We start from the raw sequence: 24,845 nt of genomic DNA on the forward strand, positions 1-24,845 counted from the left end.
TAAAAATGGCCTGAACATCAGAAAGTTTTGGAAGAAAAAGGGAATAGGATTAAAGCCTAAAATAAATAAAAACACGGGGCACTGAACATTCAATCACCCCGCGTAAAAAATACGGTTGGCTTATTTTAGCATAAGCCAAACAAAAATTAACGATTCTGCCAGATGCTTAATGCACCCTTGCGAGTCGAAACATAGAGCTGGTTGTCAATTACACGTAAATGACGCACTTCACCAGAAGTTTTAGCACGGCCAATAATCTGCCCTGTTGATGGATCCAGCAGGTGCAATACTCCGTCTAGATCACCTACGACAAGCTCAGTTCCCAGCATTACCGGATTGCTCAGCTGACGATTCAACAACTGATCATTTTCCCATAAAGGCTGGCCAGTAGTAATTTCATACGCGCTGATTTTACCATCAGTTTGGGCAACGAAGACGCCATTGCCCACCACTTCCGGCCGCTGGATACTGCTGGCATCTTCACTCCAGATCACCTGTTGTGAAGCCAGATCAAATACAGTCACCTGACCTTGATAGCTGGTGGTCACAATAAACTGACCTGCTACGACAGGATCACCGTCAATATCAATCAAACGCTGAATGTCCGAACGGCCATCCGAGATCGCAACACGGCGCTGTAATTTAGGCACACCACTTAGGGCATCGATTGCATAAATATAAGCATTTGAAGTCGCAATCAATACATTACGCACATCTAAAGGCACCGGAGCCGCCATGCCACGCAGGCTAAACTGGACATTCGGTAAATCATAGGTCCAGACCTGAGCGCCTGAGGCCACTTCGTGGGCATATACAGTACCGTCATTAGTGACAGTAATTACGCGGCCCGCATGAATCAGTGAAGGCGCCAAAATGGCACCAGTCAATTGTGCAGTCCAGCGTTGTTCGCCAGTCTGCTGATCTAGCGCGATCAATTGGCCTTTGTTACTGCCAACCACGACAATCCCATCAGCGGCTTCAACGCCAGAGCTTAAAGTATCTTTGCTGACTTTTTTCTGCCACAGGCGCTGCTTGCCATTAAAAGCAGTGACTTCACCCTTAGGGTCGATCGCAAATACGACTCCGTTATCCGCATCCAGACGTAAACGTAGCGGATCAGCCTTCTCTGTTGAAGAAACACTGGTCGAAAATACAGGAACAAGTGTTTTAGTCTGACTGATTTTTGGAAGTGGATTCGGTTTTACTTCTGGTACTTTATTGGTCTTACCCGCACAGCCAGCGAGTGCAAGAGTTAAAACAGTTAAAGCACAGGTGATTTTATATGTTCTGTTCATTCAGCTTCTTCCACTTGTGTTTCTATAATTGGGCGTTCGATTTCCGGGTCATCGACCAACACGCCTACGCTTTCGAGCTTAATTTGTAAAATTTGACGTTCTTCTTTACGTTCAATCAAAGCATCCCATGCACTTTGATATACTTTTTTGGCATTTTCAATATCATTTTTGGCAACATAGATATCGCCACGTGCTTCATCGGCGGTTGCTTTAAATGCAGGTTCAGTCACTGCATCCAAAGTTTTCAGGGCTGCATCATATTTTTTCTGTGCTAATTGTGCATAAGCCAGACGCAATTTAACGACCTGAACCAGGCCTTTATCATCAACTTTAGAGTTTTCAACTTTTTGTAATGCTTTCTCAGCAGCAGCGTAATCCTGCTTGTCATAAGCCAGTTTCGCCATGACCAACTGGGTTTGAATCGCTTGAGCTGAATCTGGCGCTTCTTTGACAATCTTGTCTGCAGTTTCAGATAGCTTGGCAAAAGCATCACCATCTGCAGCCTGTGCTTCATCCATCAGTTGCTGAACCTTGGCAGTCTGCATTTGCGATTCCGCCAGGTTTTTCTTCTGCCAATATTCCCATCCGAAAAAGGCAATCAGCGCAACCAGAATCCCGATAATGATCGAAGAACCATACTTCTTCGTGAAGGATTTCAAACTTTCAAGTTGTTCATCATCAGTCATTGCGCTCATGCGATTACCTTTTTCCTAATGTTTTATCGATTATTTTGAAGAAATTTTAGTACTGAAAAATGCGACAAAGTCTGCAAATGGCACAGTAGATTGCTCTGCAGTCGCCAGCTCTTTCACCGTAAAGCTTTGTGCTTCAAGTTCACGCTCACCGATAATGGCCGCATATAAAGCACCGGCTTGATCGGCTTTTTTCATTTGCGACTTCATTGAACCTTGTGAGCCGACTTTCAGACGAATATTACTGCCTGCAGCTTCCAATTGATCACGAATCTGTTCGGCCAATACCAGTGCTTTACCTTGAGAAGCAGGATCGGCAACCAGGAATACTTCGCAATCACGTACTGGCGTATTATCTTCAACCTGTTCCAGTAGAAGCAATAAACGCTCCATCCCCATCGCGAAACCAACTGCAGGTACAGATTGATCCGCTTTGCCTTTCAATTGACCGACCAAGCCATCATAACGACCACCGGCACACACAGTACCTTGTGAACCTAAATGAGTCGTAGTCCATTCAAATACGGTTTTGTTGTAGTAGTCCAGACCACGTACCAGTTTCTGATTGATGACAAAGCTGATACCGGCATCTGACAAATACTGTTGCAACTGGTTAAAGTGTGCCAGTGTTTCTTCACCCATAAAGTCATGAAGTTTTGGCGCATTTTCTAGGATACTTTGAGTTTTGGCATCTTTCGAATCCAGAATACGCAGTGGATTAGTCGTCAGACGGCGCTGAGAATCTTCATCCAGATCCGCTTTATGCGCTTGCAGGAACTCTACCAGTGCCGCACGATACGCCGCACGTTCATCAGACTCGCCCAAAGTATTTAGTTCGAGTTGCACCTTGTCAGCCACGCCCATACGTTTCCATAGACGTGCTGTCATCAGGATCAGTTCTGCATCTTGATCAGGCGTTGCCACACCAAATGTTTCCACGCCAAACTGGTGGAACTGACGATAACGGCCTTTTTGCGGTTTTTCATAACGGAACATCGGTCCGATATACCACACTTTAGGTGTTGCACCACGAAGCAGGTTATGTTCCAGCATCGCACGTACACAGCCCGCTGTTCCTTCAGGACGTAAAGTCAGAGACTCAGGCGGATTACCTTTGTCCAGAAAGGTGTACATTTCTTTTTCAACGATATCTGTGGCATCACCAATCGAACGTTTAAACAGATTAGTCTGTTCAACTATCGGCAAACGGATCTGTTGATAGCCATAGGCATCCATCAGACCTGACAGATGCTGTTCAAGACGTCTCCAAGCTGGGGTTTGCGTTGGGAGAATGTCATTAAAACCTTTGATTGCGACGATTGAACTCATGATCTACTCAGAAAAACTTGTGCGAATAATTTCTTTTGATTTGGCTTCTTCAAGCTCGGAAACACGTTGACGAACCATTGATTCGATTTCATCAACCAGTTGATTGGTATCGATTAAATGGCTCTTTTCACCATTACGATACACCAGTGAGCGCGGACTTGCACCTACTACACCGATATCGGCTTCTTTGGCTTCGCCCGGACCATTCACTTTACAGCCAATTACAGACACATCCATCGGAACACGGACATCTTCCAAACGTTCTTCAAGAGTCTGCATTACTTTAATCACGTTAAATTCCTGACGTGAACAGCTTGGGCAGGCAATGAAGTTAATTCCGTTAGAACGAAGGCCCAGCGATTTCAGGATATCAAAACCAATCTTGATTTCTTCTTCAGGCTCAGCTGCCAGAGAAATACGCATGGTATCGCCAATACCTTCCATCAGCAGACCACCCAAAGCAATCGCTGATTTCACTGAACCAGTACGATACACACCCGCTTCAGTCACACCCAAGTGCAGTGGATTATCAATCTGTTTAGACAGCAGACGATAGGCATCCATCGTCAAAAACACGTTTGATGCTTTGACCGATACTTTAAATTCATGGAAATTCAGACGATCCAGAATGTCGATATGACGCATCGCAGATTCCAGCAATGCTTCACCTGTTGGCTCGCCATATTTCTTTTGAATATCTTTTTCCAGTGAACCGGCATTCACGCCAATACGCATGGAAATGTCGTTATGACGTGCAGCCGCCACGACTTCACGAATCTTGGCTTCTGAACCGATATTACCCGGGTTAATACGCAAACAGTCTGCACCCAGATCAGCAACAGCCAGCGCAATCTTATAGTCGAAGTGAATATCTGCAACCAGTGGTACGTCGACTTGCTTACGGATTTCACCAAATGCAGCCGCTGCCTCCATACTTGGGACAGAGACACGCATGATATCCGCACCTGCATCTACACAACGCTGAATTTGTGCAACAGTTGCTGCGACATCGCAGGTTTCAGTATTGGTCATTGACTGAACAGTGATCGGTGCATCACCACCGACATAGACAGAACCGACACGAATTTTACGTGTTGGACGGCGCTGAATTGGATTTACGATCATGATTTCGCCCTATCTGCTCACCATTAACGTGATAAACGGAAATCTGCTTTTCCGTTAACCGTATAAGGTGACAATGCAATACTTTCATTATTTAAACTGAGTGATACTGCTGTCGCATCATCCAGCCGGATCTGGAATGGCGCTTCACCGTTCAGCTCTAAAGTAGACGCCTGACGGCCAGTGGCCAGCACGTTACCGCCTGCATCTACAATATGCACAGAGGTCGGACGGCTAAAATCAAGCTTAAGCTGATCACCGGACATGGCAGCACCGGCATCCAGATTCAAAATCTCAACATCAGAAGAAGTGTCAGCAACTTCAGCATTATTTGAACTGCTTTCTGACCAGTTCTGGATCATGGCGACCAGTGCACCCAAGATCAGTACTACGACCAGCGCAATCAGACCGCGTTTTAACCATTTGCGGTTACGATCACGCTTTGATCCTGGCAATTTACCCATGATCTTGATTGGAGAATCTTTCAGAGCATGCGTTGCAACCATACCGGTATCATTGGCATAAATTTCATCAAAACGCTGAATCAGGCTAGAAGCATCGACACCGAGATATTTGGCATAGGTGCGGTAATAACCCTTAATAAAAGTCGCTTCAGGCAAGGATTTATAATCATCCTTTTCCAAGGCATTCAGGGTTTTTACCGGAATATTGAGTTCTTTGGCAACGTCTTCAAGCTCACGTTGCTGATTAATACGAATCTTGCGTAAGTACTCGCCTAGACGCTGAACATTTCCTAACGCGTTTGGAGCTACGCTCGAATTATTCGAATCTGAATTAGGATTTACTTCCATACGGCCTCAGTACTGTACTGTAATTGCAAATAACGTTGGTATTCCGGGCTTTCAGGGAACAATGCACGTAATTGATTGACCAAAACCTGCATGCCTAACTGATCGCCACTGGCACGCGCAGTGCGAATGCCAATCCAGAGCGCACGGGCACTCTGGTTTTTCTGCCCCACGCCACGTACAAACTGTTCATACATTTGAGTCGCGGCCGGGAACTGCTGGTTCAGATAAAAAATTTCTGCCAACTCTAACATTGATATATACGAAGCGCGATTAGCCTGTAGTGCCTGTTTGAATGATTTTTCAGCATTCGTCAGATCACCCTGTTTCAGGTAAATCCGTCCCATATTTTCAAGGGCACGAAATCGCTGGTCATAACCTAAAGTTGCGCCGGCAATTTCGAACTGCTCGATCGCATCTTTATAGCGCTCAAGCTGATATAAATAGGTGCCGTAGTTATTTCGTGCCTGGGCATTTTTTGGATCTGCCGAAATTGCACGCTTGAAATAACCTTCAGCTTTTTCAAGATTAGGTTTGCTGCCTTCCTGCTGAAGCAGCACACCCATCATCATATTGGCTTGCGAATCACGCGGATTAGTTTCCAGTGCCTGATCCAGCGCACGTTTGGCTGAATCCAGATCACCGTTTTTAAGATATTCAACCGCCAACTGAGTACGAACCTTGGTGGCTTTTTCCGGGTCCTTCTGACCCAGATCTGGCGTTTGACACGCAGTTAAAACCAAAGACCCACATACTACTGAAACCAAAGCAAGTTTAGATGTCAGACTACTCAATTGGCGACCTCTTGTTATCCTTGTGAGCGCATAATCTCATTGGACTGCGCAATTTTCTTTTTCCACTGTTCCGCACGACGGGTACGGTCAGCAACTTGTCCTACCAGTTGTCCACACGCAGCGTCGATATCATCACCACGTGTCTGACGAATCGTACACACAAAACCGGCATCAGACAAAGTTTTTTGGAAAGAAATAATCCGGTTACGGCTTGAACGGCCATATGGCGCATGCGGGAACGGGTTAAATGGAATCAGGTTAATCTTGCTTGGCAGATCTTTAAGCAGCTTGATCATCTGCTGGGCATGTTCAGGTTTGTCATTTACGCCATCCAGCATTACATATTCGATAGTCACGTGCTTACGCGCACTTTCATTACCATCTTTAGTGATGTAGCGCTGACAAGCGGCAATAAGCTGCTCTAGCGGATATTTTTTGTTGATTGGCACCAGTTCATTACGCAGCTCGTCATTGGTTGCGTGTAATGAAATCGCCAAAGCCACATCAATATCTTGCGCCAACTGGTCAATTTTCGGCACGACACCAGATGTTGAAAGCGTTACGCGGCGTTTAGACATGCCATAAGCAAAATCGTCCAGCATGATGCGCATAGAATTTAATACAGCGTCATAGTTCAGCAGTGGCTCGCCCATACCCATCATCACCACATTGGTCACTGAACGCTCACGCTCAGCCACAGGCACTTCTTCCATATAGGAGTAGTTGGCCATCCATAACTGACCAATGATTTCAGCTTGAGACAAGTCACGCTGGAAACCTTGCTTACCAGTGGAACAGAATGAACAGTCCAGGGCACAGCCCACTTGTGAAGAAATACACAGGGTCTTACGTGAGCCGGTTTTGTCTTCTGCCGGAATCAGCACGGTTTCAACCAGAGAGCCATCACCATCACCATCACCGACACGGAACACCCATTTACGGGTACCGTCTTTAGAATAGTTTTTATGCACCACTTCTGGCGCTTTAATTTCACAAATCTTTTCCAGTTTTTCACGCAGCTTGCCCGAGATATTGGTCATCTCGGCAAAATCAGTCACGAAATACTGATGAATCCATTTCATCACCTGACCGGCACGGAACTTCTTCTCGCCCATATCTTCGAAGAATTTTTCCATTTGCGGACGTGACATGCCTAGTAAGTTCACTTTTTCCACAGAATTTTGCTGTGCAGGAGTGGACGGAGATTGTTGCTGTGCATCAGAAACTGCTGATGTAGCGACCACTTCAGTACTCATGTGTATACCTAAACCATGTCTAAAGATGAAAGGAGAAGCTCAATATCTGAGCAAAGAATTATTCAGAGAATAAAAAAACCAGATAAGTATAATAACACTTATCTGGTTTGAATACTGCGTATTAACGAGTACGTGGAGCAATCTCAGTTTGCGCGAAGAAGTAGTTAATTTCGCGGTCAGCAGATGCTACAGAGTCAGAACCGTGAGCAGCGTTTTCGTCGATGCTTACAGCGAAGTCTGCACGGATTGTACCAGGAGCAGCTTCTTTAGGGTTAGTCGCGCCAAGGATGTCACGGTGAGCAAGAACAGCGTTTTCGCCTTCAAGAACTGAAACAACAACTGGACCAGAAGTCATGAATGCAACTAGGTCACCGAAGAAACCACGTTCTTTGTGCTCAGCGTAGAAACCTTCAGCTTCAGCTTGAGTCAGGTGTTTCATTTTAGTCGCAACGATTTTAAGACCTGCTTTTTCGAAACGAGCAAAGATGTCACCGATGTGGTTTTTAGCAACTGCGTCTGGTTTTACGATAGATAATGTACGTTCAATAGCCATGATTGGCTCCTTAAGTCAATTGTTGACATGAAAATTTGCCGCATTATACCGAATAATGGACTTTTTTCCGCCTTTAAACTGTAAAAAAATTGCTTTTTTCAACTGGCAATTAACGTGCTTCGTCAATCCATGCCATTTGAATGGCTTCCAGAAGCCCTTCGGTTGATTTGGTCGGATCATCTTCAAAGTCTGGCAGTGCACATACCCAGGCATGCAGGTCGGTAAAGCGAACCCATTGCGGATCCACGTCTGGATGCGCTTCACATAATTCAATCGCGATATCGAGGGTATCTGTCCAACGTAAACCCATGTCTATTCCTAAGCCTATTTACTGTGATGTAGTACTTTAGCAAATCTGCAAAATTCTGCGAGTCTTTGCCGGATCATCTCGTGATTTTTTACAACATGATATTAAAAAAAGGTGCCGTAAATACAATCATGGTCGCCACCAGCGCACCCAATATGGCTCCTACCGCCACATCACTCGGATAATGCAAGCCTAAAACCATTCGAGAGATCGCCACTAAAATGGCAAACGGCAGCATCAAAAACAATAAGAAAGGTACGATATAACCCAGTACAATGGTCACCATCACTGCATGCAAGGTATGTCCCGAAGGAAAACTAAAATGATCCAGCGGATGCTCACAGAGCCGAATCACCTGATGCACCTGATAAGGACGTGGCCGTACTGTTTTGGTTTTTAATAGTTTATAAATCAGGGTTCCGACCATACTGCCAAACACCAGATAAACAATCTGTAAGGTATACATCAGGCCCTGAATCAGCCAGACGGCAATGAGCATCAAATACCAGAATACGCCATTGCCCAACCGGCTAATGATTTTGAAAAAAGCTGCAATGCGTTCTGAATGTGAAAAATGATTAAGATAAATACAGCCTTTTAAATCAATTTCTAAAAATTTTAGTTTTGCATTCTGAAATTTCATTGTAGAGCTCTTATTGTTTTATGCCCTGTATTTCAGGTTTGGTACGACTGAAAAATAGAGCTTGTTCAAATTGACGCATAAGATAATCGCCATTCACCTTTTTAGTTTCTTAATGTCCGCATCCTTCTGTAATCGTTATAAACCGCCTAATTCAGACATCTAACAGATGAATTCTTACTACTATCCCAACCCAATCAGCCAACCTGTCCGATCATGTTGTACCTGTAAATCAGTACGTCCATGATCATTAGCGATCACTGCTCTACCGCTGGCCATCGCCTCCTGCACTATATTTTTAACCTTTCAATCCGACCTATCCCTGAACTGTTAATAGATGATTTATGTGTACTGATATTTATTGAAATAAGTTTGGATCACCACATTCAATTCATTCTTTAGGAATAATTATCTAGCCTTTAACAAAACCTGAGAAGGATCGATTGTGCTTCGAGTATAATGCAGTTATAACACCCAAGACTTTGGTGAAAATGTATCTGGAAGCCGCTTCTTGTCTTGGTCTTACTCAAAATTTGGCTATTCCCAAGCATTCAAAAGTTAATGAGATATAACTATCTATACTTTTAAGTATGGGGCTCGGGTGTGACTGTTTTATGAATTGATTTATAGGAGCTTAGCATTTCTTACATTATCAAACTTGCTGATGCTTTATGTCTGTTCCATCTACCTTTTCAATTTCTTTACTATACTTATGCTCAACTAATAACCGATTAAATACCTGATCCATGCCAATGAATTCAACTTGTAAAATAGTTGCCATTTTTGAATATGATTTATTTTTTGAGATAACCTTTTATCTTCAAATCCCCAGTCAACCAACAAAGCTGCTCTAAGCAATAAAATTAAAACAGCTAACCACAAACTTAATGAAAGCCAACTACCCCACAATACATCACGATAAATAATCGTTTGGATTTGCTGCCATGAAGTTTTGGTATTTTTTAATTCGAATGCATATTGCTCAAACTCTTGATCACCTGCTCCTACTTCAATCCAAACATAGATATGATTTTCTATATTAAAAATTCAGTTCAATCTTTCATCTTATCTTTTTATATTTATTTAAATTATTATTCGACTATATAAAAAAACCCACTCTAGTGAGTGGGTTTTCGCATTCAAATCAAATGATCCAAGAAATTAGTTTTTCTCTTTATCAACGATTTTGTTTGCTTGGATCCAAGGCATCATTGCACGCAATTTAGCACCAGTTTGTTCGATACCGTGTGCAGCGTTTTGACGACGACGAGCAGTCATAGATGGATAGTTCAATGCACCTTCTTGGATGAACATCTTCGCATATTCACCAGATTGGATACGTTTAAGCGCATTACGCATTGCTTCACGAGACTGTTCGTTAATTACTTCAACGCCAGTTACGTATTCGCCGTATTCAGCATTATTAGATACTGAGTAGTTCATGTCAGCGATACCGCCTTCGAACATCAAGTCAACGATCAGTTTAAGTTCGTGTAAACATTCGAAGTAAGCCATTTCAGGTGCATAACCAGCTTCAACCAGAGTTTCAAAGCCCATTTTAACCAGTTCAACAGCACCACCACAAAGAACCGCTTGCTCACCGAACAGGTCAGTTTCAGTTTCTTCACGGAAAGAAGTTTCGATGATACCAGTACGGCCGCCACCTACGCCTGAAGCGTAAGAAAGCGCAACGTTACGTGCATTACCAGAAGCATCTTGGTGGATCGCGATTAAGTCAGGAACCCCTGAACCACGTTGGTATTCAGAACGTACAGTGTGACCAGGAGCTTTAGGCGCAACCATGATTACGTCTAGGTCTTTACGTGGAACAACTTGGTTGTAAAGAACAGAGAAACCGTGAGCAAATGCAAGAGTCGCGCCTTCTTTGATGTTTGGCTCGATCACGTCGCGGTAAAGTTGAGCTTGGAACTCATCTGGAGTCAAGATCATGACTACGTCAGCTTGAGCTACAGCAGCAGGAACTTCAGCAACTTTAAGACCAGCGTTTTCAGCTTTTTTCCAAGAAGTAGAATTCGCGCGTAGACCAACAGTTACGTCAACGCCAGAATCTTTAAGGTTAAGCGCGTGTGCGTGACCTTGTGAACCATAACCAATGATTGCTACTTTCTTAGATTGGATAATAGATAAGTCGCAGTCTTTATCGTAAAAAATTTGCATTGCTGTCTCCGCTTAAATGCTTGTGTGTCCGTTTCATCAGGCAATGATCCTTGATCACATTGCCTGAAGCCCCTTCTTATTAAGATGAGGAAATAATTTAAAAAATTTAGATGGTTAGTACTTTTTCACCGCGTGCGATACCCGACACGCCTGAACGCACCACTTCCAAAATCGTGTTTTCTGCTAATGCATCAATAAAACCGTCAATTTTTTCAGTCGTACCCGCGATTTGAATCGTGTAAGTTGTTGGCGTTACGTCAACCACCTGACCACGGAAAATATCGGTCGTACGTTTGATTTCATCACGGGTTGCACCTAAAGCTTTCACTTTGATCAGCATCAACTCACGTTCAATGTGTGCACCTTCAGACAGATCCACCACTTTAACCACTTCTACCAGCTTGTTCAGCTGTTTAGTGATCTGTTCGATCTTGTGATCATCACCATAAGTCGTCAAAGTCAGACGTGAAAGTGTTGGGTCTTCAGTTGGCGCAACGTTCAATGTTTCAATGTTGTAGCCGCGTTGTGAGAATAAACCCACCAAGCGAGAAAGCGCGCCTGCTTCGTTTTCTACGAGTACAGAGATAATATGTCTCATTTCGTGCGCTCCCCTTTTGCTAACCACATATCCTGCATCGATTGACCCGCAACTAGCATTGGATATACGTGTTCTGTACGGTCAACCATTACGTTAATAAATACGCACTTATCATTGATTGCCATCGCTTCTTCAAGCTTAGACTCAAGCTCGTCCGCATGGTCAATCTGAATACCTACATGACCATAAGCTTCCATCAATTTTGCAAAGTCAGGTAAAGACTCTACATAAGAGCTAGAGTGACGGCCTTCGTAGTTCATGTCCTGCCACTGTTTCACCATACCCAAGGCACGGTTGTTCAGGCACAGGATTTTCACGTTCAAGCCATATTGCTTACAGGTAGAAAGTTCCTGGATACACATCTGAATCGATGCTTCACCAGTAATACAAACTACTTGCTGATCCGGGAATGCAAGCTTAGCCGCCATTGCATATGGCAGACCAACACCCATCGTACCTAGACCACCAGAGTTGATCCATTGACGAGGACGCTTATAGCGATAGTGCAACGCGCCGAACATCTGGTGCTGACCAACGTCAGACGTGATGATCGCTTCGCCATTGGTGACTTTGTCTAGAGCACGAACCACTTGCTGTGGCTTCATAGAACCATCAGTCGGTACATCGAACTTCAAGCCATGAACCTGACGCCATTCATCAATCTGTTTCCACCATGCCGCAATCGCTTCAGGATTTGGCTTGGACACATTCATTTGCTTCAACTGGTTCAGCATTTCGTTCAGCACAGGTTCTACTGCACCCACGATTGGAATGTGCGCCATGATGGTTTTAGAAATGGTCGCCGGATCGATGTCAATGTGAATGACTTTGGCATTCGGACAGAATTTCGCCGGGTTATTGGTTACACGGTCATCAAAACGCGCGCCTACACACAGAATTACGTCTGCATTGTGCATGGTCATGTTTGCTTCGTAAGTTCCGTGCATACCCAACATGCCGATGAACTGTGGATCATCGCCCGGGAATGCGCCAAGACCCATCAAGGTATTCGTAACTGGGTAACCCAATAGATGTGCAAGCTCAGTTAATTGTGCTGAAGCATTGCCCTGAACCACACCACCGCCTGAGTAAATGACTGGGCGTTTCGCATGAATCAGTTCATCAATCGCTTTACGGATTTGACCTGAGTGACCACGATATGGTGGTTGATACGAACGCATCTTCACTTTTTCAGGATATTCGTAAGCAAATTTCTCTGCTGGGTTGGTTGCATCTTTAGGAATATCAACTACAACTGGACCTGGACGGCCAGATGACGCGATATAGAATGCTTTTTTGATAATTGAAGGAATTTCGCTGGCATGGCGAACCTGGAAGCTGTGCTTCACGATTGGGCGAGAAATACCGACCATATCAGTTTCTTGGAACGCATCCTCACCGATCAAATGGCTTGCAACCTGACCAGACAGGATCACCATTGGAATGGAATCCATATAAGCCGTTGCAATTGGAGTAACGGTATTGGTCGCGCCTGGGCCAGAAGTGACCAGCACAACACCAGTTTTACCTGTTACGCGTGAGTAAGCATCCGCCATGTGGCCGGCAGCTTGTTCGTGACGTACGAGGTAATGATTAATTTTGTCTTGTTGAAATAGCGCATCATAAATATGCAGTACTGCGCCGCCTGGATATCCAAAAACATGTTCAACGCCTTCATCCGCTAATGCGCGAACGAGCATTTCACCACCAGATAAAAGTTCCAACGTGATTCACCCTATATTATTCACTGCACAAATGGGAGGCATTTGCAGTGTTCATTCATTAACTGTCTGCACTGTTATAGCACACAAATTTCATAGTTTTCAAAGCAATAGGAATAAAAAATCCGATCTACCTGCTGTTCGAGCAATACAAGATATAAAACATGTTGGGGTAAACATATTTTGTTCGCTTTGTTCAATTTTTCGGCTAGAAAAATTGCCCATTGCATGACATGACACTTATTCGAAGGGTGATCGATCTAAGGCATATAAAACTATTGCTGCATTCTTGTGTTTTCAGCCTTTAAAGTCAAGTTTAAAAAACAGGCTATTATTGTTTATACTTCTAAAATTTGCTGCTTTTACAGGCAATTTCGACTTTAACTCTGGTTTTTAGCTTTAAAATTCTAATTTAAATTAATAAATTTCATATACTTAAAACTTTAATTTTATAAATTTTTAATATGTCTTATATAAAAAAATTGAATGAATTTTTAAGAAATTCAATGCAACTGTTTATAAATAAATTTTTTTATATAAAATTACTCTTTTTAGGTATCAGCTCAAAACATTAAGATCACTACTGATCACAAAATTAATTGAATTAAAAATCATCTTATGGCAAAAAATTCTCTACAATAACAACCCTATTTAACCGCTTGAAATTTTCAGGACTTTTACTCATGAAAAGATCTTTCCTGACCGCATTAAGTTTTGCCACTACGCTCGTTTTAGGTGTAGCGAGCAGCTCTGCTTTAGCGATTGAATATTATAAATGGGTAGATGCCAAAGGCGTGACTCACTACACCAAAACCCCGCCTCCTAAAAATGCCAAGCATAAAAGCAAAGTAGAAACCTATGGCTGGACCAATTCCGCACCTACCCCAGCAAGAACAACCAAAAATGAGAACCAGACCGAAACGGGTAACTCAAACTCATCTGCACCTGTGCCTGCCGTTTCTGAAAATGAGCAACAACAGCGTGAAGCCAATGAAGCTTTACAACGTGGTCAGTCTGAGCGTATAGCCTTCTAATCATACTCGCCTGCCAATTTAGATTTTTCCTGCAGAATCCCATCCGCAAAATTCACTTTTAGGTGCATTTTGCGCTATGCTGTGCCTTATATTTTTTTAACCGTTCTCTTGTATTACGTATATGACTACTCACATTGACTCAGAATATCAAGCCAGTGCGATTGAGCCTCAAGTCCAACAGGACTGGGAATCTCGCAAAGCCTTTAAAGTTGCCGACACTGTAGAAGGTCCACGTCGTTATATCCTCTCGATGTTCCCTTACCCAAGTGGCAAACTGCATATGGGTCATGTGCGTAACTATACCATTGGTGATGTGATCAGTCGTTTCCACCGTTTAAAAGGTGAAACTGTATTACAACCAATGGGCTGGGATGCTTTCGGTCTTCCTGCAGAAAACGCTGCTATTGCACACCAGGTCGCTCCTGCAAAATGGACGTTCGAAAATATTGATTACATGCGTAATCAGCTTAAAAAATTAGGTCTGTCTGTAGATTGGGACCGTGAATTCGCAACCTGCACACCAGAATACTATCGCTGGGAACAATGGTTGTTTGTTCAGCTTTATAAAAAAGGCCTGATCTACCGTAAACTTTCAACCGTAAACTGGGATCCAGTAGACCAGACCGTTCTTGCCAATGAACAGGTTGAAAATGGTCGCGGCTGGCGTTCAGGTGCATTGGTTGAAAAACGTGATATCCCAATGTACTACTTCCGCATCACTGATTATGCGCAAGAATTACTGGACGATCTTGAAACACTGAAAGACGGCTGGCCACAACAAGTCCTGACTATGCAACGTAACTGGATCGGTCGCTCACAAGGTATGGAAATCACCTTCCCTTCAGCGAATCCGGAAGTTTATGCAGACGGTTTAACTGTCTTCACTACGCGTGCCGATACATTAATGGGTGTGACCTATGTTGCAGTTGCAGCAGAACATCCAATGGCACTGAAAGCTGCTGAAAACAACCCTGAACTACAGGCATTCATCGAAGAATGCCGTATGGGTTCTGTGGCAGAAGCGGATCTTGCGACTGCTGAGAAGAAAGGCATGGCAACAGGTTTGTCAGTTAAGCATCCTGTCACAGGTGAAGAGGTTCCTGTTTGGATCGCAAACTACGTGCTTATGTCTTACGGTTCAGGTGCGGTGATGGCGGTACCTTCACACGATGAACGTGACTTCGAATTTGCCAATAAATACGGCCTCACCATCAAACAAGTGATTGATGCTAAAGGCGCAGATGATGCAGACTTTGACGCAGCACAATGGCAAGAATGGTACGGTTCAAAAGACGGTAAACTGGTTAATTCAGGCGAATTTGACGGTTTAGACTTCCAAGGCGCATTTGATGCCTTCCTTACAAAATTAGAACCACAAGGTCTTGCGAACGTTAAAGTTCAATTCCGTCTACGTGACTGGGGTGTATCTCGTCAGCGTTATTGGGGTTGTCCAATTCCAATGATCAACTGTGACAAATGTGGTCAAGTGCCAGTGCCTGAAGATCAACTGCCTGTGGTACTTCCAACTGACGTGGTTCCAGACGGTTCAGGTAACCCGCTGAACAAGATGCCTGAGTTCTACGAAACTAAATGTCCATGCTGCGGCAGCGATGCGCGTCGTGAAACAGATACGCTAGACACATTCGTAGAATCTTCTTGGTACTATGCACGTTATGCATCTCCAGACTTTACTGATGGCATGGTAAAACCTGAAGCGGGTCAAACCTGGCTTCCTGTAAACCAATACATCGGTGGTGTTGAACACGCGATTCTGCACTTGTTATATGCACGTTTCTTCCACAAATTGATGCGTGACGAAGGCGTGGTACAAGGTAATGAGCCGTTCACTAACTTGCTCACTCAAGGTATGGTGCTTGCGGATACTTATTACCGTGAGTCTAAGTCTGGCAAGAAAACCTGGTTCAACCCTGCCGACATCGAACTTGAGCGTGATGAGAAAGGTCGCATCACTTCTGCGAAATACAAAGGTGATGGTCAGGACGTCATTGTTGGCGGTCAGGAAAAAATGTCGAAATCGAAAAACAACGGTATCGACCCGCAAGCGATTATTGACCAATACGGTGCAGACACTGCACGTGTATTCATGATGTTCGCAGCCCCACCTGATCAATCACTTGAATGGTCTGATGCCGGTGTTGAAGGTGCAAACCGCTTCCTGAAACGTGTATGGCGTTTGGCAACAGGTTTCCTTGAAAAAGGTAATACCGCGACTGACTTCGATAAAGCCGCTCTTTCTACAGCTGCGCAAGATTTACGCCGCAAGACTCACGAAACCATCCAGAAAGTGGGTGATGACATTGAACGTCGTCATGCATTTAACACTGCCATTGCAGCGATGATGGAACTGTTAAATGCGAACAACAAGTTTGAAGCGAAAGATGACAATGACGTTGCTGTAGCTCGTGAATCGATCACTACGCTTTTAACTTTGCTTGCACCATTTGCACCACACTTAAGCCAGACTTTATTGGCTCAGTTTGGAATCGAGTTAACTCAAGCGCAGTTCCCACAAGTGGATGAATCTGCATTGACTCGTAATACACAAACCATCGTGGTTCAGGTGAACGGTAAACTTCGTGGCAAACTCGAAGTGTCTGTGGATGCATCGAAAGATGACATTCTTGCTCAAGCCAAAGCATTGCCAGAAGTTCAGCAATTCTTGACTGGTCCAACCAAGAAAGAAATTGTGGTACCAAATAAACTTGTAAACCTTGTTGTTTAAATAAATTTAGAGAAATCCCTCCCACCCTCCCTTTAATAAAGGGAGGAGCTGCGCTTCCTAGAAGCACTACACATTGTGGAAAGTCCCCCTTTGAAAAAGGGGGACTTAGGGGGATTAAATTTAGCAAGTAAAACAATTCCAAACAAAGCCCGTTGCCAGCCAACGGGCTTTGACTTTACAATCCGGTTCAGGATTTCAAATATTTCCCCAAGGGAAAAGAGGATACTCATGCATTTAGGCAAACGTTTAGCAGCAATTGTTTTAACTTGTGGTCTAAGTGCAGGCCTCGTCGGCTGTGGCTTTCATTTAAAAGGAACCAATCCGAGTTCCGCACCTGTAGCTTACTCAGTCATGAGTCTGGCCCTGCCTGACAATACTGAAGATCTTCAGGAAAAACTGGCTGTTTACCTGGGTGCTGCTGGAGTACAGCTGAGTAATGCACCTGATGCTTATGTCTTACGTGTCCTAGATTACACCCCTCGCCGTTTAGAATTGAATGGCAAACTTGTAGAAACCTTATTGCGTCTGAATGTAACTTTCCGAATTGAAGATGCGCAAGGCAATCCGGTGACTGAACCCCGTACGGTAATTGCGACCCGTACCTATCAATATGATATTGAAACCGTGAATACAGATGACCAGGAACAGAAATTCTTAAATCAGGTCCTGATTGATGATGTGGCCCAGCAGATTGCCCGTCAAATTTCATCGAATCGTTTGCCATTGGCAAGATCAGAAACTTCGACTCAACCAGCCCAATAAGATGACCCAATGAAACTTGACTACCTCCAGGCATTAAAACGTGTCAATGAAGCTCGCGGTGCCTGGGTGTTACATGGTCAGGAGCCTTTGCTGGAACAGAATCTGGTAGATGCCTTTCGTAGCAGCTGGCAAAGCCGTGAAGTTGAACGCCAGCGTTATGATATTAGCTCTGCCTCTGACTGGAAAAATGTCTTCAATGCTTTAAACAGCCTGTCATTATTTTCTAGCCAACTGGCAATTGAAGTGCATGGCAATATCAAACCGGATGCCAGCGGTCTCAAACTGTTAAAAAGCTATCTGCAGCAGGACAGTGATAACCTGCTGTTGGTGGTCATGCCGAAACAGGATGCCAGCAGCCTGAAATCCAGTTTTTTCCAGACCATTGATGCCAATGGCGTAAATGTATCGCTAGTGGCCAACTACCCAAAAGATCGTCAACAGATCCTCGGAATTGAAGCGGAAAAACTAGGAATTAAGCTGGCCAATGACGCCTGGCAATGGCTAGAGCAGCATCATGAGCACAATTTGCTGGCAGCCAAAAATAGCCTGATGCGCGTAGCAGATACCTTTGCTGAAGTAGATATTATCCAGATTGACCATCTATATGCCTGCTTGCAGGATCAGTCCCGTTACAGCACCTATGATCTGAGTGATGCCTTGCTCAATGGGAATTTGGCACAATCAATTAAGATCTTTCAGTATCTGATTGCCTCAGGTGAACCGATGAGCCTGATTTTGTGGAGTATCAGCAAAGAAATGCGTCTATTGATGCAATTATTTGAACAGCCACAAAATGCCTTACAAATCGGTATCTGGAAAACTAAAGTGAGCTTATATCAGCAAGCCTTGCGTCGTTTAAGTCCACAGCGCTTTTTAAGCTGGCCTCAGCTTTTGATCCGGATCGATGCTGCAATCAAAGGGATGTCCAGAGAGAACCCTGAACATCTGATCTTGCAGGCCATTGCTGAAATGTGCGGTCAAAGCTTGTTTGCATCCTCGAGTGCCTAACTAAAGAAACGCGCAAACCAGCCTTTGCCTTTTTTCTTCTCCTGCGTTCGCAGGTAGCTCAGCATATTGTCCCGTACTGCTTCGACATAATCCTGATCATCGTGCTGAATATGGTTGATGAGCCATTTGGACAGAAGACGATATAAATCTTTTTCAATGGACTGACCTTGCTCAAACTTCAGACGATAATCATTTAATTTTTTGACAAATAATTCATGTATGCCGCGATGTGAAGGCAAATATTGATAACTCACCTGTTCCAGCAGGTTTTCTTCAAAGCTGAAATGTGACTGGGTATAGTCGATCAAATCATCTAAAACCTCCCGGATTTTATCGCGATCTCCGGTACTTTTGACCTGCTCTAAAGCATTTATATAGTCCAGAATCTGGCGATGTTGATGATCAATCACCTCAATTCCAATATTGTAACTTTCATTCCATTCCATCTATGAACCTCATTAATTTTCTTAGTAAAGTCGTATTATTTTCCGCTCATTAAATAATCATATTCTCTTAATGAATAAACCCATATTTTTTTTATGGAATTAGATATTACAAACTTTATTTGCTTAAATCTATATGTAAAACATAGATTTTTTAAATTTTAATAGAACATATCATTCGAAAAATTAGATTAAAAAATAAAAGAGGTTGGCTTTAGCGCAGAATTATTTTTACAACAAATATCATTAAAAACTTCCATGATATTGAGCAGCACTATGGCGTATTTTTATCAGCAATTTAGTGGCCAAGTTTTTGCATGCAGTCTATCTGAGAAGTACTTTATACTCCCATGAAGATTTAATTGATTCATCATATGATCAATATTTTTTGGATAGCTAAATCGTATAAAATTTCACCTAAAAAAGATGATTCCAATATGAGTAGGTCAATGAATCCTTTATATAAAATCAGGTTTTATCTTATATGCTTTTTTAAACCAGGCAGTGGAAAATAGTTCTCATTTTAAATAAAAAAAATTCACGTTTTATCCTAATTTCGCTTTTATAATCAACTGTTATCCTACGACCCGAATCTGAATCCATATGCCAAAAATAAAACCTACGAAACTCATTATGGCGATTGTAATTGCCATCCTGATGGCAGTCACTGCCTGGTATTTTCTGAAACCAAAAGAGCAGCAGCCACAATACATTACAGCTGAAGTGACCCAAGGGGATATTGAAAATTCGGTACTGGCAACTGGTGTACTTGAAGCCACCAAAATGGTCAGTGTCGGTGCCCAGGTTTCGGGTCAGGTTAAAAAAATGTATGTGCAACTCGGCGATCAGGTCAAACAAGGCCAGTTAATTGCCCGAATTGACTCTGTTCGTCAGGAAAATGATTTAAAGACTGCTGAAGCCAGCATTAAAAACCAGATGGCACAGCTTGCCGTGAAACAGGCCAACCTTGCCAAGGTGGAAGCCGAGTATAAGCGTCAGCAAGCCATGTATGCCCAAGATGCAACCTCGCGTTCAGAACTGGAATCTGCATTAGCCAGCTACAAAACCGCTCAGGCAGATATTACTGCGATTAATGCACAGATCGAACAGTCACGTTTAACTTTAGCCACTGCGAAAGAAGATCTCGGTTATACCCAAATTGTGGCACCCACGGATGGAACCATCGTAGCGATCGTGACTGAAGAAGGTCAGACTGTAAACGCCAATCAAAGTGCACCAACGATTGTGAAACTGGCGCAGCTGGATACCATGACGATTAAGGCTGAAATTTCTGAAGCCGATGTCATGAAAGTTCAGGAAGGCCAGACAGTGTATTTCACTACTTTAGGGAATACTGACAAGAAAATTTACGCGAAACTTCGTCAGGTTGAACCTGCACCAAATTCAATTAATACCGAAACCAATACTTCAAGCTCAACTTCAGGCTCTGCAGTGTATTACAACGCCCTGTTTGATGTACCGAATGAAGATGGTAAGCTGCGTATTGATATGACGGCGCAAGTCTATATCGTTCTTGATGAAGCACGAAATGTACTGACTGTTCCGGCGGCTGCCATTCAAGGTTCAAACCGTCCACAACGTCCAAATCGTGGTGAAGGCTCTCGCGGTGCCGTTGACCCATCTGCACGTGGTGAAGGTCAGGATCAAGCCCGTGGTGATAGTAAACGTCCGGCAGGTGACCGCCCTCCTCGCTTAGAACTTTCTGATGCTGAACGTGCCCTGATTGAACAAGGTAAAGCTCAGCGTGCCATGGTTCGTGTATTGCAGGCAGACGGAACAGCAAAACCAACCCCTGTCCTGATTGGTCTGAATAACCGTGTAACCGCACAAGTGATCAAAGGCTTGAAACGTGGTGATCAGGTTGTGATTGCAGATGGCTCTGATACTTCTAATGACGGTGCTAAACGTGGCGGCAGTGGCCGTGGTCCTGGTGGCGCCGGCCCAATGAGAATGTAAGCATGAATCAACAACAGCAACCTCTACTCGAGGTCAAGAATCTGGTTCGTGAATTCCCTGCGGGTGAAAGCACGGTCCAGATTTTAAAAGGGGTCAATCTGGAGATTTATCCGGGCGAACTGGTCGCCATTGTCGGTCAGTCCGGTTCGGGTAAATCCACCCTGATGAATATTCTGGGCTGTCTGGATAAGCCGACCAAGGGCAGCTATAAAGTTAAAGGCCGTGAAACCCGCGAACTTGAAGCTGATGAACTGGCGCAGTTACGTCGTGAATATTTCGGCTTTATTTTCCAGCGTTATCATCTGCTCAGTGATTTAAGCGCGGCAGGTAACGTCGAAGTTCCTGCAATTTATGCCGGTGCAGATTCAGATACCCGTCACGAACGTGCTGTCAAATTACTGACTGATTTGGGCTTGGGTGAAAAAACCCAGAACCGTCCGAGTCAATTGTCTGGTGGTCAGCAGCAGCGTGTTTCGATTGCCCGTGCCCTGATGAATGGCGGTGACGTGATTCTTGCCGACGAACCAACCGGTGCACTGGATAAGAATAGCGGTATTGAAGTGATGCGGATTCTGCGTGAGCTGAATGCCAAAGGACATACCATTATTCTGGTCACACATGATCATAACGTGGCAAAAAATGCGACGCGTATTATCGAGATTTCAGACGGGAATATCATTTCAGATAAACCGAATATGCCTGAAGTTGATGATGGTTTCGAGAAAAAAAATCTGGTCCGAAATGAACAGAAGAAAATCTCGAGCTGGCGTTCTGCAGTAGACCGTCTCGGTGAAGCTTTCCGTATGGCCTTATTGGCCATGAATGCGCACCGGATGCGGACCTTCCTGACCATGCTCGGGATTATTATCGGGATCGCATCGGTGGTTTCGGTCGTTGCGCTGGGTAACGGTTCACAAAAGCAGATTCTGGAAAATATCAGCAGTCTCGGGACCAATACCATTACCGTGTTCCAGGGCCGGGGCTTCGGGGATAATTCACGTTCCTCCCAATCCAAGACGCTAATTCCCGCTGATGCCGATGCACTGGCAGAACAGCCTTATGTGGATGGGGTCAGCCCATCGGTCAACAGCAGTGTCACTGGACGCTTCAAAGAGATTGAAGCATCAACTACCGTCAACGGCGTCAGTGAAGACTTCTTCTATGTCAAAGGTATGACCTTTAAATCAGGTCAGCCATTTGATAAAGAAAGTATTACTGAGCAGGCGCAGGATGTGGTGATTGATACCAACACCCAAAATACTTTCTTTGCAGATGGCACCAATCCTGTCGGTCAGGTACTGCTTTTAGGCAGTGTACCAAGCCGGGTGATTGGCGTCATTGATGCGCAAAAAGGCATGATGGGAAACAATGATAGCCTGAATGTCTATCTGCCCTATTCTACCGTCATGAGCCGTATGCTGGGTCAACCGAATGTGCGTCAGATCATTGTGCGTATTAAGGATGAATATCCAAGCGCAGCCGCGGAAAATGCCATTTTGAATTTACTGGTCCAACGTCACGGTGCGCAGGATGTATTTACGCAAAATGCAGACAGTATCCGTGAAACGATTCAGCAAACGACTCAAACCATGACCTTGCTGATCTCGGCAATTGCGGTGATTTCACTGGTCGTCGGTGGTATCGGCGTAATGAATATTATGCTGGTTTCCGTGACTGAACGTACTCAGGAAATCGGGGTACGAATGGCTGTGGGTGCGCGCCAAAGTGACATTCTGCAACAGTTCCTGATTGAAGCTGTTCTGGTTTGTATTCTGGGCGGTATCTTAGGCGTATTGCTGTCACTCGGTATCGGTCAGCTGATTACCCATTTTGCTGGAGGAACCTTCCAGATGGCATACTCGACCACATCAATTGTCGCGGCCTTTGTCTGCTCAAGCCTGATCGGTATTGTGTTCGGCTTTATCCCGGCACGTAATGCAGCCCGTTTGAATCCAGTCGATGCACTTTCTCGAGAATAAGGAATCTGATATGCATACTCTTACCAAACTTGCCAGTGCCCTACTCCTCGGGAGTTCACTGGTCGGCTGTGCAGCCGTGGTGAAAACGCCGTATGAACAACCTGCTGTACAGGTGCCTAACAACTTTCAAAACAGTAAAGCTGTAAGCCAGCAAATCCATGCTGATATTCTGGCAGATCAATGGTGGACTCTATTTAAAGATCCGCAATTGAATAATCTGGTGAATGACGTACTGGCAGCCAATAGTGATCTGGCCGTTGCCGGGATCAATTTGCAGCAAGCCCGTATTCAGGCCAGACAAACACAAAGCCAGCAAGGTGTACGTATCAGTGATGCGGGGTTAACCACGCGTAGAAGCTTTGATCTGGAAGATGGCAGCAGTTCATCCGGCTTTGGGGTTAATTTCCCTGGCTTAAGCTATGAACTGGATCTGTTCGGTAAACTGGCCAATCAGACTGAAGCAGCACGCTGGGAAGCCCTGGCATCTGAAGAAGACTTGCAAGCGACTGCACAAAGTCTGATTGGTACGACTGCTCAACTGTACTGGCAGCTGGGTTATCTAAATGAACGTTATAGCGTGGTTCAACAAAACCTAGCGACTGCACAGCGTACCTATGATCTGGTCAATGTCCAGTATCGTGCCGGTGCTGTGTCTGGTTTGGATTTAACTCAGGCTGAACAGGCGATCCAAAGCCAGCAAGCGACCTTAAGTCAGATTGAGCAGCAACGTGTGGAAACACGTACGGCGCTGGCAGTACTCATGAATATGCCTGTGCAACAGCTTTCGATTCAGGAACCGAAACGTTTACCGAATATTGCTTTACCGTCGATTGAAGCTGGCTTGCCTGCTAGCCTTCTCTCCCGCCGTCCTGACTTGAGAGCTACTGAATTGCGTTTGCGTAAAGCCTTGGCCAACAAGGATGCCAATAAAGCCAGTTATTATCCTTCGATCAGCCTGACTGGCAGCCTAAGTACCGGCGTGGGCACCAGTTCATCATTGTCAGATGTACTTAAAAATCCGGTGGCGACCTTAGGTGCTGGACTCAGCCTGCCATTCCTACAATGGAATGATATGAAACGTGATTTACAGGTGAATGAGCTGGAATATGAAAAAGCGATTATCCAGTATCGTCAAACCATGTACGAAGCTTTTGCCGATGTAGAGAATGCCTTGTCTAATCGTACTGAACTCACCAAACAGGTTGCGTTACAACAGCGTAACGTTGAACTGGCTGAACGTACTGAGCGTTTGACTGAAGTACGTTATCGTAATGGTGCAGTAGCATTGAAAAATCTGCTGGATGCACAGGAAACCACGCGGAATGCCCGTCTGTCTTTAGTGCAAACCCGCCAAAGCCAATACAATGCTTATGTGACCCTAATGCAAGCTTTGGGTGGTAGCCCGATCAAACAACTGCCTTAAGTATTTAGCTCAATAAAAAACCGCTAACTAACAGCGGTTTTTTATTTTTGAAGTTTGTCCCGTCCTGAAATAAGTTTACACCTTAAGAGACTTATTTTATGGAACATGCACAAGAACAACGAGTTAAACGCACACAACGTGATTATAGCTTCGCCTTTAAAATGATGGTTGTACATGAAGTA

At 44.3% G+C, this 24,845-nt stretch carries 21 protein-coding genes; 7 read left to right on the top strand and 14 right to left on the bottom strand.

What is annotated here, in order from left to right:
• Window positions 1-146 precede the first annotated feature (146 nt).
• The 13 genes from bamB to FTV12_RS06625 all read right to left on the bottom strand — a co-directional run bounded on the left by bamB (window position 147) and on the right by FTV12_RS06625 (window position 13,297).
• The gene (gene bamB, locus FTV12_RS06565; protein ID WP_180033787.1) at window positions 147-1,295 is read right to left on the bottom strand and encodes an outer membrane protein assembly factor BamB; all 1,149 of its coding nucleotides are present in this window, start codon (window positions 1,293-1,295) and stop codon (window positions 147-149) included.
• Window positions 1,292-1,990: a tetratricopeptide repeat protein gene (locus FTV12_RS06570; RefSeq protein WP_005232125.1), complete on the bottom strand. Its 699-nt coding sequence runs from the start codon at window positions 1,988-1,990 to the stop codon at window positions 1,292-1,294. Before FTV12_RS06570 ends, bamB begins: the two co-directional genes overlap by 4 nt.
• Before the next feature lie 30 nt (window positions 1,991-2,020).
• Entirely contained in the window at window positions 2,021-3,316 is a 1,296-nt protein-coding gene (gene hisS, locus FTV12_RS06575; protein ID WP_179992373.1) for a histidine--tRNA ligase, read from the bottom strand.
• Window positions 3,317-3,319: 3 nt separating this feature from the next.
• On the bottom strand, window positions 3,320-4,441 hold the full coding sequence (gene ispG, locus FTV12_RS06580) for a flavodoxin-dependent (E)-4-hydroxy-3-methylbut-2-enyl-diphosphate synthase (protein WP_004782104.1): 1,122 nt from the start codon (window positions 4,439-4,441) through the stop codon (window positions 3,320-3,322).
• Between the two features lie 23 nt (window positions 4,442-4,464).
• A complete protein-coding gene (locus tag FTV12_RS06585) occupies window positions 4,465-5,250 on the bottom strand; it encodes a helix-turn-helix domain-containing protein (RefSeq protein WP_180033788.1) in 786 nt (261 codons plus the stop codon).
• Window positions 5,241-6,014, bottom strand: a complete 774-nt coding sequence (gene pilW, locus FTV12_RS06590; protein ID WP_373687223.1) for a type IV pilus biogenesis/stability protein PilW — start codon at window positions 6,012-6,014, stop codon at window positions 5,241-5,243. The genes FTV12_RS06585 and pilW overlap by 10 nt, the downstream gene beginning before the upstream one ends.
• Before the next feature lie 41 nt (window positions 6,015-6,055).
• The gene (rlmN, locus tag FTV12_RS06595) at window positions 6,056-7,297 is read right to left on the bottom strand and encodes a 23S rRNA (adenine(2503)-C(2))-methyltransferase RlmN (RefSeq protein WP_180033790.1); all 1,242 of its coding nucleotides are present in this window, start codon (window positions 7,295-7,297) and stop codon (window positions 6,056-6,058) included.
• Window positions 7,298-7,418: 121 nt separating this feature from the next.
• Window positions 7,419-7,850: a nucleoside-diphosphate kinase gene (ndk, locus tag FTV12_RS06600; RefSeq protein ID WP_004782097.1), complete on the bottom strand. Its 432-nt coding sequence runs from the start codon at window positions 7,848-7,850 to the stop codon at window positions 7,419-7,421.
• 109 nt (window positions 7,851-7,959) lie between these two features.
• Window positions 7,960-8,160 carry a Fe-S cluster assembly protein IscX gene (gene iscX / locus FTV12_RS06605; protein WP_180033791.1) on the bottom strand — a complete coding sequence of 67 codons (201 nt, stop codon included), beginning with the start codon at window positions 8,158-8,160 and terminating at the stop codon, window positions 7,960-7,962.
• An 88-nt stretch (window positions 8,161-8,248) separates the two neighbouring features.
• Window positions 8,249-8,800 (bottom strand): phosphatase PAP2 family protein, encoded by a 552-nt coding sequence (locus tag FTV12_RS06610; RefSeq protein ID WP_004782094.1) that lies wholly within the window; start codon window positions 8,798-8,800, stop codon window positions 8,249-8,251.
• A gap of 1,158 nt (window positions 8,801-9,958) precedes the next feature.
• Window positions 9,959-10,975 carry a ketol-acid reductoisomerase gene (ilvC, locus tag FTV12_RS06615; RefSeq protein ID WP_005232140.1) on the bottom strand — a complete coding sequence of 339 codons (1,017 nt, stop codon included), beginning with the start codon at window positions 10,973-10,975 and terminating at the stop codon, window positions 9,959-9,961.
• A 106-nt stretch (window positions 10,976-11,081) separates the two neighbouring features.
• The gene (ilvN, locus tag FTV12_RS06620; RefSeq protein ID WP_004782091.1) at window positions 11,082-11,573 is read right to left on the bottom strand and encodes an acetolactate synthase small subunit; all 492 of its coding nucleotides are present in this window, start codon (window positions 11,571-11,573) and stop codon (window positions 11,082-11,084) included.
• A complete protein-coding gene (locus tag FTV12_RS06625; RefSeq protein WP_004782089.1) occupies window positions 11,570-13,297 on the bottom strand; it encodes an acetolactate synthase 3 large subunit in 1,728 nt (575 codons plus the stop codon). Before FTV12_RS06625 ends, ilvN begins: the two co-directional genes overlap by 4 nt.
• A gap of 680 nt (window positions 13,298-13,977) precedes the next feature.
• Here FTV12_RS06625 and FTV12_RS06630 point away from each other — a divergent pair.
• From FTV12_RS06630 to holA, 4 genes are all read left to right on the top strand, one after another.
• Window positions 13,978-14,328: a DUF4124 domain-containing protein gene (locus FTV12_RS06630; protein WP_180033792.1), complete on the top strand. Its 351-nt coding sequence runs from the start codon at window positions 13,978-13,980 to the stop codon at window positions 14,326-14,328.
• Window positions 14,329-14,449: 121 nt separating this feature from the next.
• Window positions 14,450-17,071 (top strand): leucine--tRNA ligase, encoded by a 2,622-nt coding sequence (gene leuS, locus FTV12_RS06635; RefSeq protein WP_180033793.1) that lies wholly within the window; start codon window positions 14,450-14,452, stop codon window positions 17,069-17,071.
• Between the two features lie 228 nt (window positions 17,072-17,299).
• The gene (locus FTV12_RS06640) at window positions 17,300-17,833 is read left to right on the top strand and encodes a hypothetical protein (protein WP_180033794.1); all 534 of its coding nucleotides are present in this window, start codon (window positions 17,300-17,302) and stop codon (window positions 17,831-17,833) included.
• Window positions 17,834-17,842: 9 nt separating this feature from the next.
• Window positions 17,843-18,841, top strand: a complete 999-nt coding sequence (holA, locus tag FTV12_RS06645) for a DNA polymerase III subunit delta (RefSeq protein ID WP_180002366.1) — start codon at window positions 17,843-17,845, stop codon at window positions 18,839-18,841.
• On the opposite strand, the gene FTV12_RS06650 is transcribed toward holA, so the two are convergent.
• Entirely contained in the window at window positions 18,838-19,287 is a 450-nt protein-coding gene (locus FTV12_RS06650; RefSeq protein ID WP_166136355.1) for a bacteriohemerythrin, read from the bottom strand. The genes holA and FTV12_RS06650 overlap by 4 nt on opposite strands.
• 600 nt (window positions 19,288-19,887) lie before the next feature.
• Here FTV12_RS06650 and FTV12_RS06655 point away from each other — a divergent pair.
• From FTV12_RS06655 to FTV12_RS06665, 3 genes are read left to right on the top strand one after another with little or no spacing between them, the layout of a single operon-like run.
• Window positions 19,888-21,261 (top strand): MacA family efflux pump subunit, encoded by a 1,374-nt coding sequence (locus tag FTV12_RS06655; protein ID WP_180033795.1) that lies wholly within the window; start codon window positions 19,888-19,890, stop codon window positions 21,259-21,261.
• 2 nt (window positions 21,262-21,263) lie between these two features.
• A complete protein-coding gene (locus FTV12_RS06660) occupies window positions 21,264-23,240 on the top strand; it encodes a MacB family efflux pump subunit (RefSeq protein ID WP_180017189.1) in 1,977 nt (658 codons plus the stop codon).
• Window positions 23,241-23,250: 10 nt separating this feature from the next.
• On the top strand, window positions 23,251-24,663 hold the full coding sequence (locus tag FTV12_RS06665) for an efflux transporter outer membrane subunit (RefSeq protein ID WP_180033796.1): 1,413 nt from the start codon (window positions 23,251-23,253) through the stop codon (window positions 24,661-24,663).
• Window positions 24,664-24,845 lie beyond the last annotated feature (182 nt).

Origin of the sequence: Acinetobacter sp. YH12233 (assembly GCF_013417725.1) — a bacterium.
In the GTDB taxonomy this organism is placed as follows: Bacteria; Pseudomonadota; Gammaproteobacteria; order Pseudomonadales; family Moraxellaceae; genus Acinetobacter.

Bases quoted from the DNA above. Each gene is read 5' to 3' on its own strand.
- bamB (WP_180033787.1), bottom strand. From the start codon at position 1,295: ATGAACAGAACATATAAAATCACCTGTGCTTTAACTGTTTTAACTCTT.
- FTV12_RS06570 (WP_005232125.1), bottom strand. From the start codon at position 1,990: ATGAGCGCAATGACTGATGATGAACAACTTGAAAGTTTGAAATCCTTC.
- hisS (WP_179992373.1), bottom strand. From the start codon at position 3,316: ATGAGTTCAATCGTCGCAATCAAAGGTTTTAATGACATTCTCCCAACG.
- ispG (WP_004782104.1), bottom strand. From the start codon at position 4,441: ATGATCGTAAATCCAATTCAGCGCCGTCCAACACGTAAAATTCGTGTC.
- FTV12_RS06585 (WP_180033788.1), bottom strand. From the start codon at position 5,250: ATGGAAGTAAATCCTAATTCAGATTCGAATAATTCGAGCGTAGCTCCA.
- rlmN (WP_180033790.1), bottom strand. From the start codon at position 7,297: ATGAGTACTGAAGTGGTCGCTACATCAGCAGTTTCTGATGCACAGCAA.
- ndk (WP_004782097.1), bottom strand. From the start codon at position 7,850: ATGGCTATTGAACGTACATTATCTATCGTAAAACCAGACGCAGTTGCT.
- iscX (WP_180033791.1), bottom strand. From the start codon at position 8,160: ATGGGTTTACGTTGGACAGATACCCTCGATATCGCGATTGAATTATGT.
- FTV12_RS06610 (WP_004782094.1), bottom strand. From the start codon at position 8,800: ATGAAATTTCAGAATGCAAAACTAAAATTTTTAGAAATTGATTTAAAA.
- ilvC (WP_005232140.1), bottom strand. From the start codon at position 10,975: ATGCAAATTTTTTACGATAAAGACTGCGACTTATCTATTATCCAATCT.
- ilvN (WP_004782091.1), bottom strand. From the start codon at position 11,573: ATGAGACATATTATCTCTGTACTCGTAGAAAACGAAGCAGGCGCGCTT.
- FTV12_RS06630 (WP_180033792.1), top strand. From the start codon at position 13,978: ATGAAAAGATCTTTCCTGACCGCATTAAGTTTTGCCACTACGCTCGTT.
- leuS (WP_180033793.1), top strand. From the start codon at position 14,450: ATGACTACTCACATTGACTCAGAATATCAAGCCAGTGCGATTGAGCCT.
- FTV12_RS06640 (WP_180033794.1), top strand. From the start codon at position 17,300: ATGCATTTAGGCAAACGTTTAGCAGCAATTGTTTTAACTTGTGGTCTA.
- holA (WP_180002366.1), top strand. From the start codon at position 17,843: ATGAAACTTGACTACCTCCAGGCATTAAAACGTGTCAATGAAGCTCGC.
- FTV12_RS06650 (WP_166136355.1), bottom strand. From the start codon at position 19,287: ATGGAATGGAATGAAAGTTACAATATTGGAATTGAGGTGATTGATCAT.
- FTV12_RS06655 (WP_180033795.1), top strand. From the start codon at position 19,888: ATGCCAAAAATAAAACCTACGAAACTCATTATGGCGATTGTAATTGCC.
- FTV12_RS06660 (WP_180017189.1), top strand. From the start codon at position 21,264: ATGAATCAACAACAGCAACCTCTACTCGAGGTCAAGAATCTGGTTCGT.
- FTV12_RS06665 (WP_180033796.1), top strand. From the start codon at position 23,251: ATGCATACTCTTACCAAACTTGCCAGTGCCCTACTCCTCGGGAGTTCA.